Consider the following 16,408-nt stretch of genomic DNA (forward strand, 5'->3'; position numbering starts at 1 on the left):
TGTAAACCCTGGGCTGCGCACGCGCCGCGCGGGCGGGCGGGCGCAGCGCAGCGTCAGCGCTTCTTCATCAACGAGCCAAGCACGCCGCGAATGAGCTCGCGCCCGACCTGCGAACCGATGCTGCGCGCGGCCGACTTGACCATGGCCTGCAGGGGAGAATCGCTGCGGCGATTGCCGCCGCCGCTGCCGAAGATACCACCGGCGGCATCCTTGAGCAGGTCGCCCAGGCCGCCGCTCTCCTCCTGCTGGTTCTGCGGCGCAGGCTGGGGTTGAGGCCGGGACTGCGGCATGCGCGCACCGCCGCTCGGACGCGACGTGCCGGCAGGCGCCGGTGCGCTGCGGCCTGCCGATGCGCCCCAGGCATTGTCATCGGCCGGAGCGGGGGCTGGCTGCGGAACCGGGGCCGGTGCAGGGGCCGCCTGTGGCTGCTGGACGGCGCGGCCCTTCAGGCGTTCATAGGCCGACTCGCGGTCGACGGCCTGTTCGTAGACGCCGGCCACCAGCGAAGAGGCAACCAGGGCGCGTCGTTCCTCCGCACTGATCGGGCCGATCTGCGAAGCCGGGGTCAGCACATAGCCGCGCTCGACCATGTTGGGCCGACCCTTCTCATCGAGGAAGGACACCAGCGCCTCGCCCACGCCCAGCTCGGTGATGGCCTGGGCGGTATTGACCATGGGATTGGGACGGAAGGTTTCAGCGGCCGCCTGCACGGCCTTCTGGTCGCGCGGGGTATAGGCGCGCAGGGCGTGCTGCACGCGGTTGCCGAGCTGGCCCAGCACGGTGTCGGGGATGTCCAGCGGATTCTGCGTGACGAAGTAGATGCCCACGCCCTTGGACCGGATCAGGCGCACCACCTGCTCGATCTTCTGCAAGAGCGGCTTGGGCGCCTCATCGAAGAGCAGGTGGGCTTCATCGAAGAAGAAGGCCATCTTCGGCTTGTCCAGGTCGCCCACCTCGGGCAGGTGCTCGAACAGCTCCGAGAGCATCCACAGCAGGAAGGTGGAATACAGGCGCGGCGCATTCATGAGCTTGTCGGCGGCGAGGATGTTGATGATGCCGCGCCCCTGGGCATCGGTCTGCATCCAGTCCTCGATGTTCAACATCGGTTCGCCGAAAAAGCGGTCGCCGCCCTGCTCGTCGATGGCGATCAGCCCGCGCTGGATGGCGCCCACGCTGGCCGCCGAGATGTTGCCGTATTCGGTCTTGAACTGCGCCGCATTCTCGCCCACGTGCTGCAGCATGGCGCGCAGGTCCTTGGTATCGAGCAGCAGGAGGCCGTGGTCGTCGGCAATCTTGAAGACCAGTTGCAGCACGCCCTGCTGGGTATCGTTCAGGTTGAGCATGCGGGCCAGCATCAGCGGGCCCATGTCGGAGACGGTGGCGCGCACCGGATGGCCGAGTTCGCCGTAGACGTCCCAGAACGCCACCGGGGCAGCGGCCCAGGCCGGCTCGGGCAGGCCCAGCTGGGCCAGGCGCGCGGTGGTCTTGGGCGAGGCGCTGCCGGCCTTGCCCAGGCCGGAGAGGTCGCCCTTGACGTCGGCCATGAAGACCGGCACGCCGATGTCGGAGAGGGCCTGGGCCAGCACCTGCAGGGTGACCGTCTTGCCGGTGCCGGTGGCGCCCGTGATGCAGCCGTGGCGGTTGGCCAGTTGGGGCAGCAGGCACAGTTGCCCGCCGGCATGGGTGGCGATGGGAAGCGGATTAATCATCTCGACTGAGCCTTCAAGGCAAAAATGACGGGGTGGCGGTATGGTAAAATGCCCGCCCGATTATAGTCAGAACATGGCGCCAGGAAATGCATTATCGAGCCCTGGGCGCCGGGTCCCCTGCTGCAGCCATGCCTTGCCCGCGCCCGCCGGTCTTGCCGAGGCGCCTCCAGGCGCGGCTTGCGCAGGCCGGACGGTTCTGGCCCCACCCTCTCGCAGGAAAGATTGAACATGGCTGGACACAGCAAATGGGCCAATATTCAGCACCGTAAAGGCCGTCAGGATGAAAAGCGTGGTCGCGTCTGGACCCGCCTCATCAAGGAAATCACCGTCGCCGCCCGCATGGGCGGGGGCGATCCGGACACCAACCCGCGCCTGCGCCTGGCCGTGGACCGTGCCTCCGACGCCAACATGCCCAAGGACAACGTCACCCGCGCCATCCAGCGCGGCACCGGCGCCCTGGACGGCGTGAACTATGAAGAAGTGCGCTATGAAGGCTATGGCATCAACGGCGCGGCCATCATCGTCGATTGCATGACCGACAACCGCGTGCGCACCGTGGCCGAAGTGCGCCACGCCTTCTCCAAGTTCGGTGGCAACATGGGGACCGAAGGTTCGGTGGCCTTCCTCTTCAAGCACTGTGGCCAGCTGATGTACGCGCCCGGTACCGATGAGAATGCCGTCATGGAAGCGGCGCTCGAAGCCGGTGCCGAAGACGTCCTCACCGACGACGAAGGCGGCATCGAAGTGCTGACCGCCCCCAATGATTTCTCGGCCGTGAAGTCCGCCATGGAAGCCGCCGGCTTCAAGGCCGAAGTCGCCGAGATCACCATGAAGCCCTCCACCGAGACCGTGTTTGCGGGCGAGGACGGCGTCAGGATGCAGAAGCTGCTGGATGCGCTGGAGAACCTGGACGATACCCAGGAGCTCTATACCAACGCCGTGATCGAAGAATAATTCACCCGATCACCCGGCCGGTTTATACAGATACGGACAAGACGACCCTTTTTCGCCCCATTCGCCACTTTTATCTTCCTATCCCATGAAAATCCTAGTTGTTGGCTCCGGTGGCCGTGAACATGCGCTGGCCTGGGCCATTGCCAAGTCGCCGCGCATCCAGACGGTCTATGTTGCTCCCGGCAATGGCGGCACCGCGCTCGACGAGCGCCTGCAGAACATCGCCATCACCGATCCCGTGGCCCTGGCCGACTTCGTCGAGCAGGAGCATGTGGCGCTGACCGTGGTCGGCCCGGAAGGCCCGCTGGCAGCCGGCATCGTCAACGTCTTCCGCGCCCGTGGCCTGAAGATCTTCGGCCCCACCAAGGAAGCGGCGCAGCTGGAAAGCTCCAAGGACTTCGCCAAGGCCTTCATGCAGCGTCACGCCATCCCGACCGCCGAGTACCAGACCTTCTCGGACGTGGCGGCCGCGCACGACTACATTGCCAAGAAGGGCGCGCCCATCGTCATCAAGGCCGACGGCCTGGCTGCCGGCAAGGGCGTGGTGGTCGCCATGACGCTGGAAGAAGCGCATACGGCCGTGGACATGATGCTCTCCGACAACAAGCTGGGCGATGCTGGTGCGCGCGTGGTGATCGAGGAATTCCTGGCGGGTGAAGAAGCTTCCTTCATCGTCATGGTCGACGGCAAGAACATCCTGCCCCTGGCCACCAGCCAGGACCACAAGCGCCTGCAGGATCACGACCAGGGGCCCAACACCGGCGGCATGGGTGCCTACTCGCCCGCCCCCATCGTCACCCCGGCGCTGCATGCGCGCGTGATGCGCGAGATCATCGTGCCGACCGTGCAGGGCATGGCCAAGGATGGCATCCCCTTCTCCGGCTTCCTGTACGCGGGCCTGATGATCGATGCCGAAGGCAATCCCAAGACGCTGGAATTCAACTGCCGCATGGGCGATCCCGAAACCCAGCCCATCATGGCGCGCCTGAAGACGGACCTGCTGACCGTGTTCGAACATGCCGTCACCGGCACGCTGGACAAGATCGAGCTGGAATGGGACCGCCGTACCGCGCTGGGCGTGGTCATGGCCGCCCACGGCTATCCGGAAGAACCGCGCAAGGGTGACCTCATCACCGACATCCCGGCCGAGACCGCCGATTGCGTCACTTTCCATGCCGGCACCGTCCTCAACGGCGAGAAGCTGACCACCAACGGTGGCCGCGTGCTGTGCGTGGTGGGCCTGGGCGACAGCGTGAAGGTCGCGCAGAAGCACGCCTATGACGCTGCCGACCTGATCCACTTCGCCGGCTCGCAGATGCGCCGCGACATCGGCTGGCGCGCCCTGAAGCGCTAAGCCGGGCCGCATGCCGTGCAGATCCCCCGCAACGCCGTGCGTGTTGCGGGGGATTTCATTTTGCAGGCATGCGCGCCTCTTCCCGAGCCACTGCAACAAAATGACACTGCCGTAGCCTAAGCACGACGGGCGTTTCCGGCCAGCATGCCGGCGCCACGAACCGCATTCCCAGAAGAAAAGGACATATCGATGCCAGACCACCTGCTCAATTTCGAAACCTTGATCAACCTCTACCTGGTGCCTTTCGGGCTCAAGGTGATTGCCGCCATCGTCATCTGGATCGTCGGCGGCATGTTCATCAACACCCTCTCCAAGATCGTGCGTCGCGTGCTGACCGCACGCCAGTTCGAGACCACGCTCATCAACTACGCCAGCTCGGCCATGCACGTCATCCTGCGCATCCTGCTGGTGATGGGCATCCTGGAGGTGTGCGGCATTCCGACCACGTCCTTTGCGGCCATGATCGGCGCGGTCGGCGTGGCGCTGGGCGTGGCCTGGTCGGGCCTGCTGTCCAATTTTGCGGCCGGCATCTTCCTGGTGGTGCTGCGCCCCTTCAAGGTGGGCGACTACATCACCGCCGCCGGCCAGACCGGCACCGTCTCCGACATTGGTCTCGTGACCACCATCATCACTACCGACAACAACCTGCGCGTCATCATCGGCAACAACAAGCTGTTCTCGGAAAACATCATCAACTACAACGTCAACGCCACCCGCCGCACCGACCTGCGTTGCCAGATTGCCTACAGCGTCGATCCGCAACAGGCCATCGCCAAGCTCTCTGAGCGCATCAAGGCCATTCCCAACGTCTTGCAGACGCCGGCACCGGGCATCGTGATCCAGGAATTCAATGCCACCGGCACCCTGATCGCCCTGCGTGTGCACGCGCCCACGCCCAATTTCGGCCAGGTCTACAACGACGTGCAGAATGCCATCGCCGAGGTCTGCCTGAAGGAAGGCTGGCCGGCGCCGGCAACTTACCAGGTGGCCGTGCCGCTGGCCCAGCCGCCGCAAAACTGAGGCCTTTGCCCCACAACGCCGGTCCGGCATCGCCTGCGGACCGGCTTTTGACGCCCCAGCCCGGGGCTGTCAAGGTACAATGTCGGGTTGGAACGCATTTCCGTCCAGTAACCGTGTACCAGAGCGACCCGCCGTGACCACCCATTCCAACGCCTCCACCAACACCGCTGCCGTCAAGGCTTACCTGCAAGACCTGCAACAGCGCATCGTCGCAGCGCTGGAAGCCGCTGATGGCAAGACTTTCCTGTCGGATTCCTGGGAACGCCCCGAAGGCGGAGGCGGCACGTCGCGCCTGCTGGAAGAAGGAAACCTGCTGGAACGCGGCGGCGTCGGCTTCTCCCACGTGATGGGCAAGAACCTGCCGCCTTCGGCGGCGGCCAACCGCCCGCACCTGGCGGGCCGCGCCTGGGAAGCCATGGGCGTGTCGCTGGTGCTGCATCCGCGCAATCCCTACGTGCCGACGGTGCACATGAACGTGCGCTTCTTCACCACCCATGCCGAAGGCGAAGAAGCCGTCTGGTGGTTTGGCGGCGGCATGGACCTCACGCCCTACTACGGCGTGAAGGAAGATGCAGTCCACTTCCACCGCACCTGCCGCGATGCGCTGCAGCCTTATGGTGATGACTTGTATCCGCGCTTCAAGAAGTGGTGCGATGACTATTTTTACCTGAAGCATCGCAAGGAGCCGCGCGGCGTGGGCGGCATCTTCTTCGATGACTTCAATGCCCTGCCCTTCGAGCAGGCGTTCGCCCTGCAACGCAGCGTGGGCGATGCCTTCCTCGACGCTTACCTGCCCATCGTGGCGGCGCGCCGGGAGACGCCCTACGGCGAGCGTGAACGCGACTTCCAGGCCTATCGCCGGGGGCGCTACGTGGAATTCAACCTGGTCTTCGACCGGGGCACGCTGTTCGGACTGCAGTCCGGCGGACGGACCGAGTCCATCCTCATGTCCATGCCGCCGCTGGTGAAGTGGCGCTATGACTGGCATCCCGAGGCAGGCAGCCCGGAAGCGGCGCTGTATTCGGACTTCCTGGTCCACAAGGAATGGCTGTAATGGTGCCGCCCGCGGCGCAGCGCTGCATTGCCGTGCTCGGCGGCAGCTTCGATCCGGTGCACAATGGCCATGTCCTGTTGGCCGAGCATTTCATGCAGTTGCTGCAGCCCGATGAACTGCGCGTGATCCCTGCCGGCAATCCGTGGCAGAAGCACGGCTTGCAGGCCACCCCGGCCGATCGCGTGGAAATGGCAAGACGCGCCTTCGACCGCCAGCAGGTGCCGGTGGTCATCGATGAACAGGAAATTCGCCGCGCCAGCGCGACCTATACCATCGATACCCTGCGCGCATTGCGCGCCGAGCTGGGACCGGAGGTGTCCATCGTGTTCCTGATGGGCGCGGACCAGCTGCAACACCTGGACACCTGGCAACACTGGCAGGAACTGTTTGACCTGGCGCACCTGTGCGCCGCCTCGCGGCCCGGCTTCGAGCTGGCCGACGCTCACGTGCCGCCGGCCGTGAGGGAAGAATTCAAGCGGCGCAGCGCTGCGCCGCAAGAGATCCGCAGCACCACGCACGGATACGGCTACCTGGCCCTCGGGCTGGCGGTCGATATCTCGTCGACTGAAATCCGTGCCCAGCTGCAACGCGGCATCCGACCCGATTCGCTGATCCCGGGCAGGGTGCTAGACTATATCGAACAACAACATCTGTACCGAACTCAATAATGGACATCAAAAAACTGCAAACCCTGGTCGTGGACGCCCTGGAAGACGTCAAGGCCCAAGAAATCCGCATCTATGACACCTCGCACCTGACCAGCCTGTTCGACCGCGTTGCCATCGCCTCCGGTACCTCGAACCGCCAGACCAAGGCGCTGGCTGCGTCCGTGCGCGACAAGGTCAAGGCCAAGGGCGGCAACGTCGTCAGCGTTGAAGGCGAGGACACCGGTGAATGGGTGCTGGTCGACCTGGGTGACATGATCGTGCACATCATGCAGCCGGCCATCCGCACCTACTACCGCCTGGAAGAAATCTGGGGCGACAAGGAAGTCAAGCTGGGCGCGGCCAAGCGCACCGGCACCTCGGCTGCCGCCAAGCGTGCCGCGGCCGACGAAGCCCCGGCCCCCAAGACCCGCCGCACCCGCACCCAGGCTGAAGCCGTCGAAGCCAGCCAGGCCCTGGACGACGACGAGGACGCACCGAAAAAGCCGGCCCGCAAGCCGCGCGCCACCACCACCAGCACCACCGGTACCCGCGCTGCTGCCGGCACGACCCGCACCACCCGTACTACCGGCACCAAGACCACGGCAGCCAAGACCACCACCACCCGTGGCACCGCAGCCGGCAGCAAGACCACGACCACCAAGGCCGGCACCACCCGCAAGGCCGCTGCGCCCAAGACCCCGACCGGCAAGACCGTGCGCGTGGCGCCCGCCAAGAGCGAGAGCGCCAAGAAGCCGGCCGCCAAACGCACCAGCAAGGCTTGATGCAGCTGGTCATCGCGGCCGTCGGCCACAAGATGCCGGCATGGATAGAAACCGGCTTCCAGGAGTATGCCAAGCGCATGCCACCGGAATGCCGGATCATCCTCAAGGAAATCAAACCCGTCGAACGTTCCGGCAGCCGCACGGCAGAAACCGTGATGGCGCAGGAGCGCGAGAAGATCGAAGCGGCGCTGCCCAAGGGCGCGCGCGTGATTGCGCTGGACGAACGCGGGCGCGACTGGACCTCGGTGCAGTTGTCGCAGCAGCTGGTGCAGTGGCAGCAGGACGGGCGCGACGTGGCCTTCGTCATCGGCGGGGCTGACGGGCTTGATCCCGGTTTCAAGGCCGGTGCCGATACGCTCATCCGCATCTCCAGCATGACCTTGCCGCATGGCATGGTGCGGGTGATGCTGGCCGAGCAGCTCTATCGCGCCTGGTCAATCACGCAGAACCATCCGTATCACCGCGCCTGACGGCGTCCACCGCCGGCTTCCGGCCTCCCGGTACCGGCTCTTGACATCCCTGGCTCAATGAAACAAGCGGACCACAAAATCTATCTCGCCTCGAAAAGCCCGCGCCGCCGCGAACTGCTGCGCCAGATCGGCATTGATTTCGAACTCATGCTCTCCGACAAGGAAGTCGACGAGAGCGTGCTGCCCGGCGAAGCCCCGCTGGACTATGTCGCCCGCGTCACCCGCGCCAAGCTCGACAGCGCCCAGCAGACCATGATCCTGCGCCAGTTGCCGCATCGCCCGCTGCTTGCGGCCGATACCACCGTAGTGGTCGACGACCTGATCCTGGGCAAACCGGCCGATCACGATGAAGCCGTGCGCATGATCACCCTGCTCTCCGGACGGACCCACCAGGTCTTGACCAGCGTGGCCGTGGGCGTGACGCACGGTGTGGAAACCGAGGTCTGGCAGATCGTGCAGCAGTCCGACGTCAGCTTTGCCCCTTTGACCGCAGAGGCCATTGCCGCCTATTGCAATACCGTCGAGCCTTACGACAAGGCCGGTGCCTACGGCATCCAGGGCCTGGCCTCGGTCTTCATCAGCCATATCGTGGGCAGCCATTCCGGTATCATGGGGCTGCCGCTCTTCGAGACGGCTCAACTATTACAACAAGCGGGCGTTCGCATCCTATGAGCGAAGACATCCTCATCAACATCACGCCGCAGGAGACGCGCGTGGCGCTGATCCTGCAAGGCGCCGTGCAGGAACTGCACATTGAGCGCACCCTCTCGCGCGGCCTGGCCGGCAACATCTACCTGGGCAAGGTGGTGCGGGTGCTGCCGGGCATGCAATCGGCCTTCATCGACATCGGCCTTGAGCGTGCCGCCTTCCTGCACGTGGCCGACATCTGGGAAGCCCGTCCGCACGACGGCCAGAACGCGCCGGCCATTCCCATCGAGAAACTGCTGCACGATGGCCAGACCATCACGGTGCAGGTCATCAAGGACCCCATCGGCACCAAGGGTGCGCGGCTGTCCACGCAGATCTCCATTGCCGGGCGCATGCTGGTCTACTTGCCGCAGGACAAGCACATCGGCATCTCCCAGCGCATCGAGAACGAAGCCGAACGCGAACTCCTGCGCAGCAAGGTGCAGGCGCTACTGCCGGCGGAAGAAAAAGGCGGCTTCATCATCCGCACCATGGCCGAGGATGCTTCCGACTCCGACCTGCAGATGGACGTGGAATACCTGCGCACCACCTGGGCCACCATCATCAAGCAGGCCAAGACCAAGCCGGCCCCCACCCTGCTGCACCAGGACCTGTCGCTGGCGCAGCGCGTGCTGCGCGACTTCGTCTCCGACCAGACGGCCACCATCCAGGTCGATTCGCGCGAGAACTTCCACATGCTGCAGGAGTTCGGCGCCATCTATACGCCCTCGGTGCTGCCCAAGCTGATGCACTACCGGGGCGAGCGTCCCCTGTTCGACCTGTACGGCGTGGAAGAGGAAATCGAACGCGCCCTGGGGCGCCGCGTGGACCTGAAATCGGGCGGCTACCTGATCGTCGACCAGACCGAAGCGATGACCACGATCGACGTCAACACCGGCAGCTTCGTCAACGGCCGCAACTTCGACGACACCATCTTCAAGACCAACCTGGAAGCGGCGCACGCCATTGCACGCCAGCTGCGGCTGCGCAACCTGGGCGGCATCATCATCCTGGACTTCATCGACATGGAGAGCACGGAGCACCGCCACGCCGTGCTGGCCGAGCTGGGCAAGGCGCTGCAGCGCGACCGCACCAAGATCTCGGTCTCGGGCTTCTCCACGCTGGGGCTGGTGGAAATGACCCGCAAGCGTACCCGCGAATCGCTGGCCCACATCCTCTGCGAGACCTGCCCGGCCTGCAAGGGCCGTGGCCAGGTCAAGACCCCGCGCACGGTGTGCTATGAGATCCTGCGCGAGGTCATGCGCGAGGCCAAGCAGTTCAATCCCCGCGAATTCCGCATCCTGGCCTCGCAGGTGGTGGTGGACATGTTCCTGGAAGAGGAATCGCAGCACCTGGCCATGCTCGGGGATTTCATCGGCAAGCCGGTGTCGCTGCAGGTGCAGAGTGATTACCAGCAGGAACAATACGACATCATCCTGATGTAATGGCCAGCCCGGCGGACGGCCGCAGCGCATGCATTACAATGCGCACTTCGCGGCCGGCCGCCTGCGCTTTCGTGCTATCCATGCCCATCCAACCCTCCGTCGCTGTCTTCCTTCTCTGTGCAATTTCACTGGTCATCCCTAGCGGTTTTTCGCTGGGCGCGGCCATGCTGGTGCTGGGTGCGCTGGCGCTGCTGCGTCCATCAGCGCCCCGTGTGCGCCTGCAGCGGGAGGACTGGCTGCTGGTGGCGGTACTGGCCGGCTATTTCGGGCTGCATGTCCTGCTGAACCTGATCCATCACGCGCCTGGCCGCCAATATGATGCGCCCGCCCGTTTCCTGCTGGCCATCCCGGCCCTGCTGCTCTTGCGCGCCTGGCCGCCGCATCCTGCCGCCTTGTGGCATGGCGCGGCCGTGGGAGCGATCGGAGCCGGACTGCTGAGCCTGTGGCAATGGCTGGCGCTGGCGCTGGACCGTCCGGGCGGCAGTACCAACCCCATCCAGTACGGCAACATCAGCGCCTTGCTGGCCGTGCTGTCCGCCTGCGGCCTGGCGCGCGCCATACAGTTGCGCCAGTCTCTCCCCTGGAAACTCCTTCCCGCCGCCGGCGTGCTGCTGGGCCTGGCCGCCTGCCTGTTGAGCGGCAGCCGCGGCAGCTGGCTGGCCCTGCCCTGCTGTGCCCTGCTGGCCGCCTGGTTGCTGCTGCGGGCCGGCCAGGGACGGCTCCTGCTCAAGCTGGGTGCGGCTGGCTTGGTGGCCATTGCCGCACTGGCCCTGTTGCCCAACTCCCCGCTGACGGCCCGTGCCCGCCAGGCCATGACCGAAGCGGATCACTACACCCGCAGCGCCAATGCCGACTCGTCCGTGGGCGCCCGCCTGGAAATGCTGCGGGTCGGCCTGCACCTGGCCCCGCAGCACCTGCTGCTGGGATGGGGCAAGGAAGGCATGATGCAGGCCAAGCAGCAGATGGTGCGCGAGGGCCTGGCCTCGCCCTCGGTCGAGGAACATACCCACCTGCACAATGAATACCTCGATGCCGTGGTCAAGCATGGCCTGCCTGGACTCTTGGCCGTGCTGGCCTTGTACCTGCTGCCCCTGCGGCTGTTCGCCCGCCGGCTGTGCCAGGCAGGCAGCCGCGAAGCCCGGCTGGCAGCAGCGGGCGGCATGATGCTCATGCTCAGCTATCTGGCCTTCGGCCTGACCCAGGCGTTCCTGACGCACAACAATGGCGTCATGATGCTGGCCTTCCTGATGGTGATCTTGTGGTCGCTGGCGCAGGAACAGCCTGTGAGCCCGGCGAACACGGCATAATCTCTCTTTTTCGTTATCTGCATGACCTGCAAGCAAGGATCCCGATGCTGTCCCACAACATGAAACGCCTGGCCGCCCTGCACTGGCCCTACAAGAAACGGCTGGCCATCGCCTTCATTGCCATGATCGTCACTGCGGCGACCGAACCGGTCGTGCCTTACATCTTCCAGGTGCTGCTGGACAAAGGCTTCGTGGGCAAGCCGATGTTTTCGCTGTGGCTGGTGCCGGTGGCGGTGATCGGCATCTTCTTCATCCGCGGTATCGCCACCTTTACCAGTTCTTACATGATGACCTGGGTCTCCACCCGCATCCTCAATGAACTGCGGCGCCAGATGTTTGCCCGCATGCTGGACCTGCCGGTGCAGTTCTATGCCACCAATACGGTGGGCAAGGTCATCAACTCGATGATGTTCGAGGTGCAGCAGATCATCGACATGGTCACCAAGGTGTTCACCTCCATCCTGCGCTCGGCCCTGACGGTGCTGGGCCTGTTGGCCTGGCTGCTGTACCTGAACTGGGTGCTCACCATCGTGACCCTGGTGCTGCTGCCGCTGGTGACCATCGTGGTGCGCACCACCGGCAAGCGCCTCAAGAAACTCAATCGCGACTCCCTGAACGTCAATGCCGAGATGACCCAGGTCATCGAGGAAACCACGCGCGCCCAGCAGGTCATCAAGATCTTCGGCGGCCATGACTACGAAAAGGAACGCTTCCACCGCCGCGCCGAAAACCTGCGCAGCTACACCATGCGCATGACGGCAGCGTTCTCTTCCACGGTCCCGATCACGCAGCTGATGACGGCTACCGCAGTAGCGGTCGTGATCGTGATGGCGCTGATCCAGTCCGGCAACGGCCAGATCACCGTGGGCGGTTTCGTCTCCTTCATCACCGCCATGCTGATGCTGCTGGCCCCGCTGAAGCAGCTGGCCGAAATCAACGGCCCCCTGCAACGCGGCATGGCCGCTGCCGAAGAGGTCTACAACCTGATCGACAAGGCCACCGAACGCACCACCGGCGAAGCGCTGACCCAACGCGCGACCGGCACGCTCGATTTCGTTGACGTCAGCTTCGCCTATCCCGGCCATGAGCAACTGGCGCTCAAGAACATCAACCTGCACGTCGAGGCCGGTGAAACCATCGCCTTCGTGGGCATGTCCGGCGGCGGCAAATCGACGCTGGTGAGCCTGGTGCCGGGCTTCTATTCGGCCACCTCGGGCGAGATACTGCTCGACGGCCGTCCCATCGAAACCATTTCCCTGGTCAGCCTGCGCCAGCAGATCGCCATGGTGAACCAGAACACGGTGCTCTTCGACGACACCCTGGCCGCCAACATCGCCTATGGCGACCCGAAGCCGGATCCGGCGCGGGTGGATGCCGCAGTGGAAGCGGCGCACTTGACCGACGTGGTAGCCGGCCTCTCCGAGGGCCTGCAAACCCGCATCGGCGACAATGGCTCGCGCCTGTCCGGCGGCCAGCGCCAGCGCGTGGCCATTGCCCGCGCCATCTACAAGGATGCCCCGATCCTGATTTTGGACGAAGCCACCTCGGCGCTGGATACCGAATCCGAACGCGCCGTGCAGGCCGCGCTGGATCGCCTGATGCAGGGCCGTACCACCTTCGTCATCGCCCACCGCCTGTCCACCATCGAACGCGCCGACCGCATCGTGGTGCTCTCGCACGGACAGATCGCCGAGATCGGCAACCACCAGGAGCTGCTGCAGAAGGAAGGTGTCTACGCCAACCTGTACCGCCTGCAGTTCTCCCAGCAACAGGAAGCCTCCGCCTGAGCATGCGCCAAGACGACACCCTGATCCCCGCCGACCTGCTGCAGAAGTCGGACAAAATCCTCTTCATCGCCCACCTGGCCCTGGGCGATTTCACCTACCTGCAGAATTTCTTCAGGGGCTTTGCCGAGCAGAACCCCCATATGAAGATTCACCTGTGGGTCGACGAAGTACGGCGCACCGCAGATGCCGGCCAGTGGCCGCACCTGAAGAAATACGCCCTGTACGACTGGACCGCCGCCTGCCCCTTCTTCGCCAAGGTCTACACCCGCACCTACAGTCCCGAGCTGTATCGCGAGTCCATCGCCGAGGCCCGCCGCGAGCACTATCCCATCGTGGTCTCGCTGGCCACCTTGCGTCCGCACCTGTATGCCGCACTGGCGCGCGAGATCAGCCCCGAGGGCTGGGTGGTGGGCATGAAGAAGACGGTGAAACTGTTCCAGCCGCATCACCTGCTGGCCTATCGCAAGCTCGATGCAGCCATGCCGCCCTACCGCAGCCCGACTCCCGAGCATCACATCAGTGATGTCTATGCGCACTGGTTCCGGCAGTTGAGCGGCGTCGAAGTTACCGGCGCGGCACGCTTCCCCTTCGTCGACATCCCGCCGCAGTGGCACCAGTACGCGCAGGACCAGCTGGTGGCCTGGCAGTTCGCGCCGCGCCATGGCAAGCTGGTCTTCATCAATCCCTATGCCAAGACCAAAAAACGCTGCTGGCCGCTGGAGCACGTGGCTGCACTGATCCAGGCCATGCAGGCGCGGCCGGGCTGGGAAGAGGCCTGCTTCATCGTCAACGCCGTTCCCCAGGAGCTGGCCCATGCACGCGAAGTGATCGGCCGCTATGGCCTGCAGCGCACGCAGCTCTTCAGCGCTGAGGAAAACTTCTTCCAGCTGCCGGCCATGCTGGCCTGCTGCGACCTCATCATCTCGGTGGAAACGGCGGTGATGCACCTGGCCAATGCGGTACAGGTACCGGTCATTGCCCTGATGCGCCAGAAGAATCCGGAATGGGTGCCGGTCGACCGCGACCATAGCACCGTCATCACCGCGCCCGGCCGCCGCGACTGGGTCAAGGCGGTGAGCGTAGAACAAGTCATGAAAGCGATCTGATGAACGTCCCCAGCCAGCAAGAGATCATGGCCGTGCCGGAAAACGGCAAGCCTTCCTTCCACATCGCCTTCTGCGTGGACAACAATTATTTTCGCGCCATGGGCGGCACCATCGCCTCCATCGTGGCCAACAACCCGGGACAGCATTTCACCTTCCACGTGCTGGCCTTCGAGGTGTCGGAAGAGCATCAGCGGCGCCTCAAGCAACTGGAATCGATGTATCGCGTCAAGACCGAGCTGCACCTGCTGAACCTGGCGGACTTCACCCAGTTCTCGCACTTCCTCGGCCATTCGCATTATTCGCTGTCGATCTTCACGCGCCTGGTCATTCCCACGGTGCTGGCCGGGGTGACCGACCGCGTGCTCTACCTGGATGCCGATATCCTCTGTTTCAACCGCGTCGATGAACTGGTGGACATGGATATCTCGCAGGACATCGCGGTCGTGGTACCGGATGCCCCGGTCACCCTGCAGCGCCGGGTGGCGGCGCTGGGACTGGCGCACAATGAATATTTCAACGGCGGCGTGATCTTCATCAACATCCCAAAGTGGCTGGCAGAGGATATTACGCCCAAGACCCTGGATGCCCTGCTCAACAGCACCACCGACATGCGCTTCAACGACCAGGATGCGCTCAACATCGTTCTCAACGGCCGCGCGCGCTACCTGTCGCCGAAGTGGAATTACCTGTATGACCTGATCCACGATTTGAACGTGAACAAGTTCGTGCTCAAGCCGGTCGGCAAGGCCATCTTCGTGCACTTCGCCGGTGCCGTGAAGCCGTGGGCGGCGTGGAGCAGGCATGAGGCCTGCACGCTGTTCCGCCGCTATCTCGACATCTCGCCCTGGGCCGACATGGCGCTGGACCAGGAGCCGCGCAATACCAAGGAACTGCGCATGCACTCGCGCTTCATGTACCGCCAGGGACGACCGCTGGAGAGCCTGAAGTGGTACGTGCGCTACCTGCGCAAACGCCGCGCGCGATGAACAGCGCGCCGCTTTCCGCCTGAGCCCGTACAACCGCAAGAACAGAAACACACCTCTTTGTCATGCCGATCACCAGCAAGCATATCCTCATCAGTCGCACCGACAACATCGGCGACATCGTCCTGACCCTGCCCATGGCAGCGCGGCTGAAGCAACTCAATCCGGGCGTGAAGATCAGTCTCCTGTGTCGCCGCTACGCGGCCGATGTGGTGCGTTATTGCGACGACATCGATGAGGTCGTGGAAGAAGAGAATGTGGCCGATGACCTGGTTGGCTTCCTGCGCGGCAGCGACATCGATACCGTGATCCTGGCCCAGCCCAACCGTGAACTGGCCAAGGCGGCCTTTTTCGCCCGCGTGAAGCACCGCATCGGCAATGCGCGGCAGAAGGTGTACCAGCTGATCTACTGCAATGACCGCGTGCGTTTCAGCAAGGGGCTGTCGGAGAACCATGAGTCGCAGATCAATTTCGAATTCCTGCGCCCGTATGGCGATGACCACATTCCCACGCGCGAAGAGATTCCTGATCTGTATCACTTCACCGTGCCGCGCGACGAGGAGATTGCGGCGGGCTTTGCGCCCTACCAGTTCAACCTGATCCTGCACACCAAGTCCAATGGTCACGGCCGCGAGTGGCCGGTGGATTACTATGTCGCGCTGGCCCAAGCCCTGGGCCAGCAAGCGGGAGTGCGCATCTGGCTGACCGGCAGCACCGGCGAAGGCGAATGGCTGCAGCAGCATGCCCCTGCGCTGCTGGCACTGCCCAACGTGACCAATACCTGCGGCAGCATGAGCCTGGCACGCTTGACACAGTTCATCGCCCAGGCCGATGGCCTCATTGCCAGCGGCACCGGCCCCTTGCACCTGTCGGCGGCGATCGGCCAGCGTACGTTGGGCCTGTTCCCTCCGACCCGCCCCATGCATCCGGGACGCTGGGCGGCATTGGGCAAGCGTGCGAGCAACCTGTGCACCGATCAGGCATCCTGCCCGGGCTGCGAGAAGCTGCGCATCATGACCTGCGATTGCATGCGCAGAATCACGCCCGACCAGGTGCTGGCCGTGGTATCAGGCTGGATCGAGGAAAAGGCGACAGGCGCCTGA

Annotated in this window: 15 protein-coding genes; 14 read left to right on the forward strand and 1 reads right to left on the reverse strand. The window is 64.4% G+C overall.

Annotation, left to right across the window (positions count from 1 at the left end; all coding sequences use genetic code 11):
* Nucleotides 1–53 precede the first annotated feature (53 nt).
* Nucleotides 54–1,709, reverse strand: a complete 1,656-nt coding sequence (locus CEJ45_RS22370; protein ID WP_088757253.1) for a helicase HerA-like C-terminal domain-containing protein — start codon at nucleotides 1,707–1,709, stop codon at nucleotides 54–56.
* A gap of 228 nt (nucleotides 1,710–1,937) precedes the next feature.
* Here CEJ45_RS22370 and CEJ45_RS22375 point away from each other — a divergent pair, with 228 nt between their 5' ends.
* The 14 genes from CEJ45_RS22375 (at nucleotide 1,938) to CEJ45_RS22440 (ending at nucleotide 16,408) form a co-directional block, all read left to right on the forward strand.
* A complete protein-coding gene (locus CEJ45_RS22375; RefSeq protein WP_034336305.1) occupies nucleotides 1,938–2,663 on the forward strand; it encodes a YebC/PmpR family DNA-binding transcriptional regulator in 726 nt (241 codons plus the stop codon).
* 85 nt (nucleotides 2,664–2,748) lie between these two features.
* Nucleotides 2,749–4,017 (forward strand): phosphoribosylamine--glycine ligase, encoded by a 1,269-nt coding sequence (gene purD, locus CEJ45_RS22380; RefSeq protein ID WP_088757254.1) that lies wholly within the window; start codon nucleotides 2,749–2,751, stop codon nucleotides 4,015–4,017.
* Nucleotides 4,018–4,206: 189 nt separating this feature from the next.
* Entirely contained in the window at nucleotides 4,207–5,037 is an 831-nt protein-coding gene (locus tag CEJ45_RS22385; protein WP_088757255.1) for a mechanosensitive ion channel family protein, read from the forward strand.
* A gap of 133 nt (nucleotides 5,038–5,170) precedes the next feature.
* On the forward strand, nucleotides 5,171–6,091 hold the full coding sequence (gene hemF, locus CEJ45_RS22390; RefSeq protein WP_088757256.1) for an oxygen-dependent coproporphyrinogen oxidase: 921 nt from the start codon (nucleotides 5,171–5,173) through the stop codon (nucleotides 6,089–6,091).
* Nucleotides 6,091–6,759 carry a nicotinate-nucleotide adenylyltransferase gene (locus CEJ45_RS22395; RefSeq protein ID WP_088757257.1) on the forward strand — a complete coding sequence of 223 codons (669 nt, stop codon included), beginning with the start codon at nucleotides 6,091–6,093 and terminating at the stop codon, nucleotides 6,757–6,759. Before hemF ends, CEJ45_RS22395 begins: the two co-directional genes overlap by 1 nt.
* Nucleotides 6,759–7,520, forward strand: a complete 762-nt coding sequence (rsfS, locus tag CEJ45_RS22400; protein ID WP_088757258.1) for a ribosome silencing factor — start codon at nucleotides 6,759–6,761, stop codon at nucleotides 7,518–7,520. Before CEJ45_RS22395 ends, rsfS begins: the two co-directional genes overlap by 1 nt.
* Entirely contained in the window at nucleotides 7,520–7,990 is a 471-nt protein-coding gene (gene rlmH, locus CEJ45_RS22405) for a 23S rRNA (pseudouridine(1915)-N(3))-methyltransferase RlmH (RefSeq protein ID WP_006464668.1), read from the forward strand. Before rsfS ends, rlmH begins: the two co-directional genes overlap by 1 nt.
* A 57-nt stretch (nucleotides 7,991–8,047) precedes the next feature.
* Nucleotides 8,048–8,662: a Maf family protein gene (locus CEJ45_RS22410; RefSeq protein ID WP_088757259.1), complete on the forward strand. Its 615-nt coding sequence runs from the start codon at nucleotides 8,048–8,050 to the stop codon at nucleotides 8,660–8,662.
* The gene (gene rng, locus CEJ45_RS22415; RefSeq protein WP_088757260.1) at nucleotides 8,659–10,122 is read left to right on the forward strand and encodes a ribonuclease G; all 1,464 of its coding nucleotides are present in this window, start codon (nucleotides 8,659–8,661) and stop codon (nucleotides 10,120–10,122) included. The genes CEJ45_RS22410 and rng overlap by 4 nt, the downstream gene beginning before the upstream one ends.
* Nucleotides 10,123–10,202: 80 nt before the next feature.
* A complete protein-coding gene (locus CEJ45_RS22420) occupies nucleotides 10,203–11,429 on the forward strand; it encodes an O-antigen ligase family protein (protein WP_088757287.1) in 1,227 nt (408 codons plus the stop codon).
* Nucleotides 11,430–11,473: 44 nt separating this feature from the next.
* Nucleotides 11,474–13,216 (forward strand): lipid A export permease/ATP-binding protein MsbA, encoded by a 1,743-nt coding sequence (gene msbA / locus CEJ45_RS22425; protein ID WP_088757261.1) that lies wholly within the window; start codon nucleotides 11,474–11,476, stop codon nucleotides 13,214–13,216.
* Between the two features lie 2 nt (nucleotides 13,217–13,218).
* The gene (locus CEJ45_RS22430; RefSeq protein WP_088757262.1) at nucleotides 13,219–14,322 is read left to right on the forward strand and encodes a glycosyltransferase family 9 protein; all 1,104 of its coding nucleotides are present in this window, start codon (nucleotides 13,219–13,221) and stop codon (nucleotides 14,320–14,322) included.
* A complete protein-coding gene (locus CEJ45_RS22435; RefSeq protein ID WP_088757263.1) occupies nucleotides 14,322–15,308 on the forward strand; it encodes a glycosyltransferase family 8 protein in 987 nt (328 codons plus the stop codon). The genes CEJ45_RS22430 and CEJ45_RS22435 overlap by 1 nt, the downstream gene beginning before the upstream one ends.
* Before the next feature lie 62 nt (nucleotides 15,309–15,370).
* Nucleotides 15,371–16,408 (forward strand): glycosyltransferase family 9 protein, encoded by a 1,038-nt coding sequence (locus CEJ45_RS22440; protein ID WP_088757264.1) that lies wholly within the window; start codon nucleotides 15,371–15,373, stop codon nucleotides 16,406–16,408.

It is taken from the genome of Herbaspirillum aquaticum (assembly GCF_002213425.1).
Taxonomy (GTDB): Bacteria; Pseudomonadota; Gammaproteobacteria; order Burkholderiales; family Burkholderiaceae_D; genus Herbaspirillum; species Herbaspirillum aquaticum.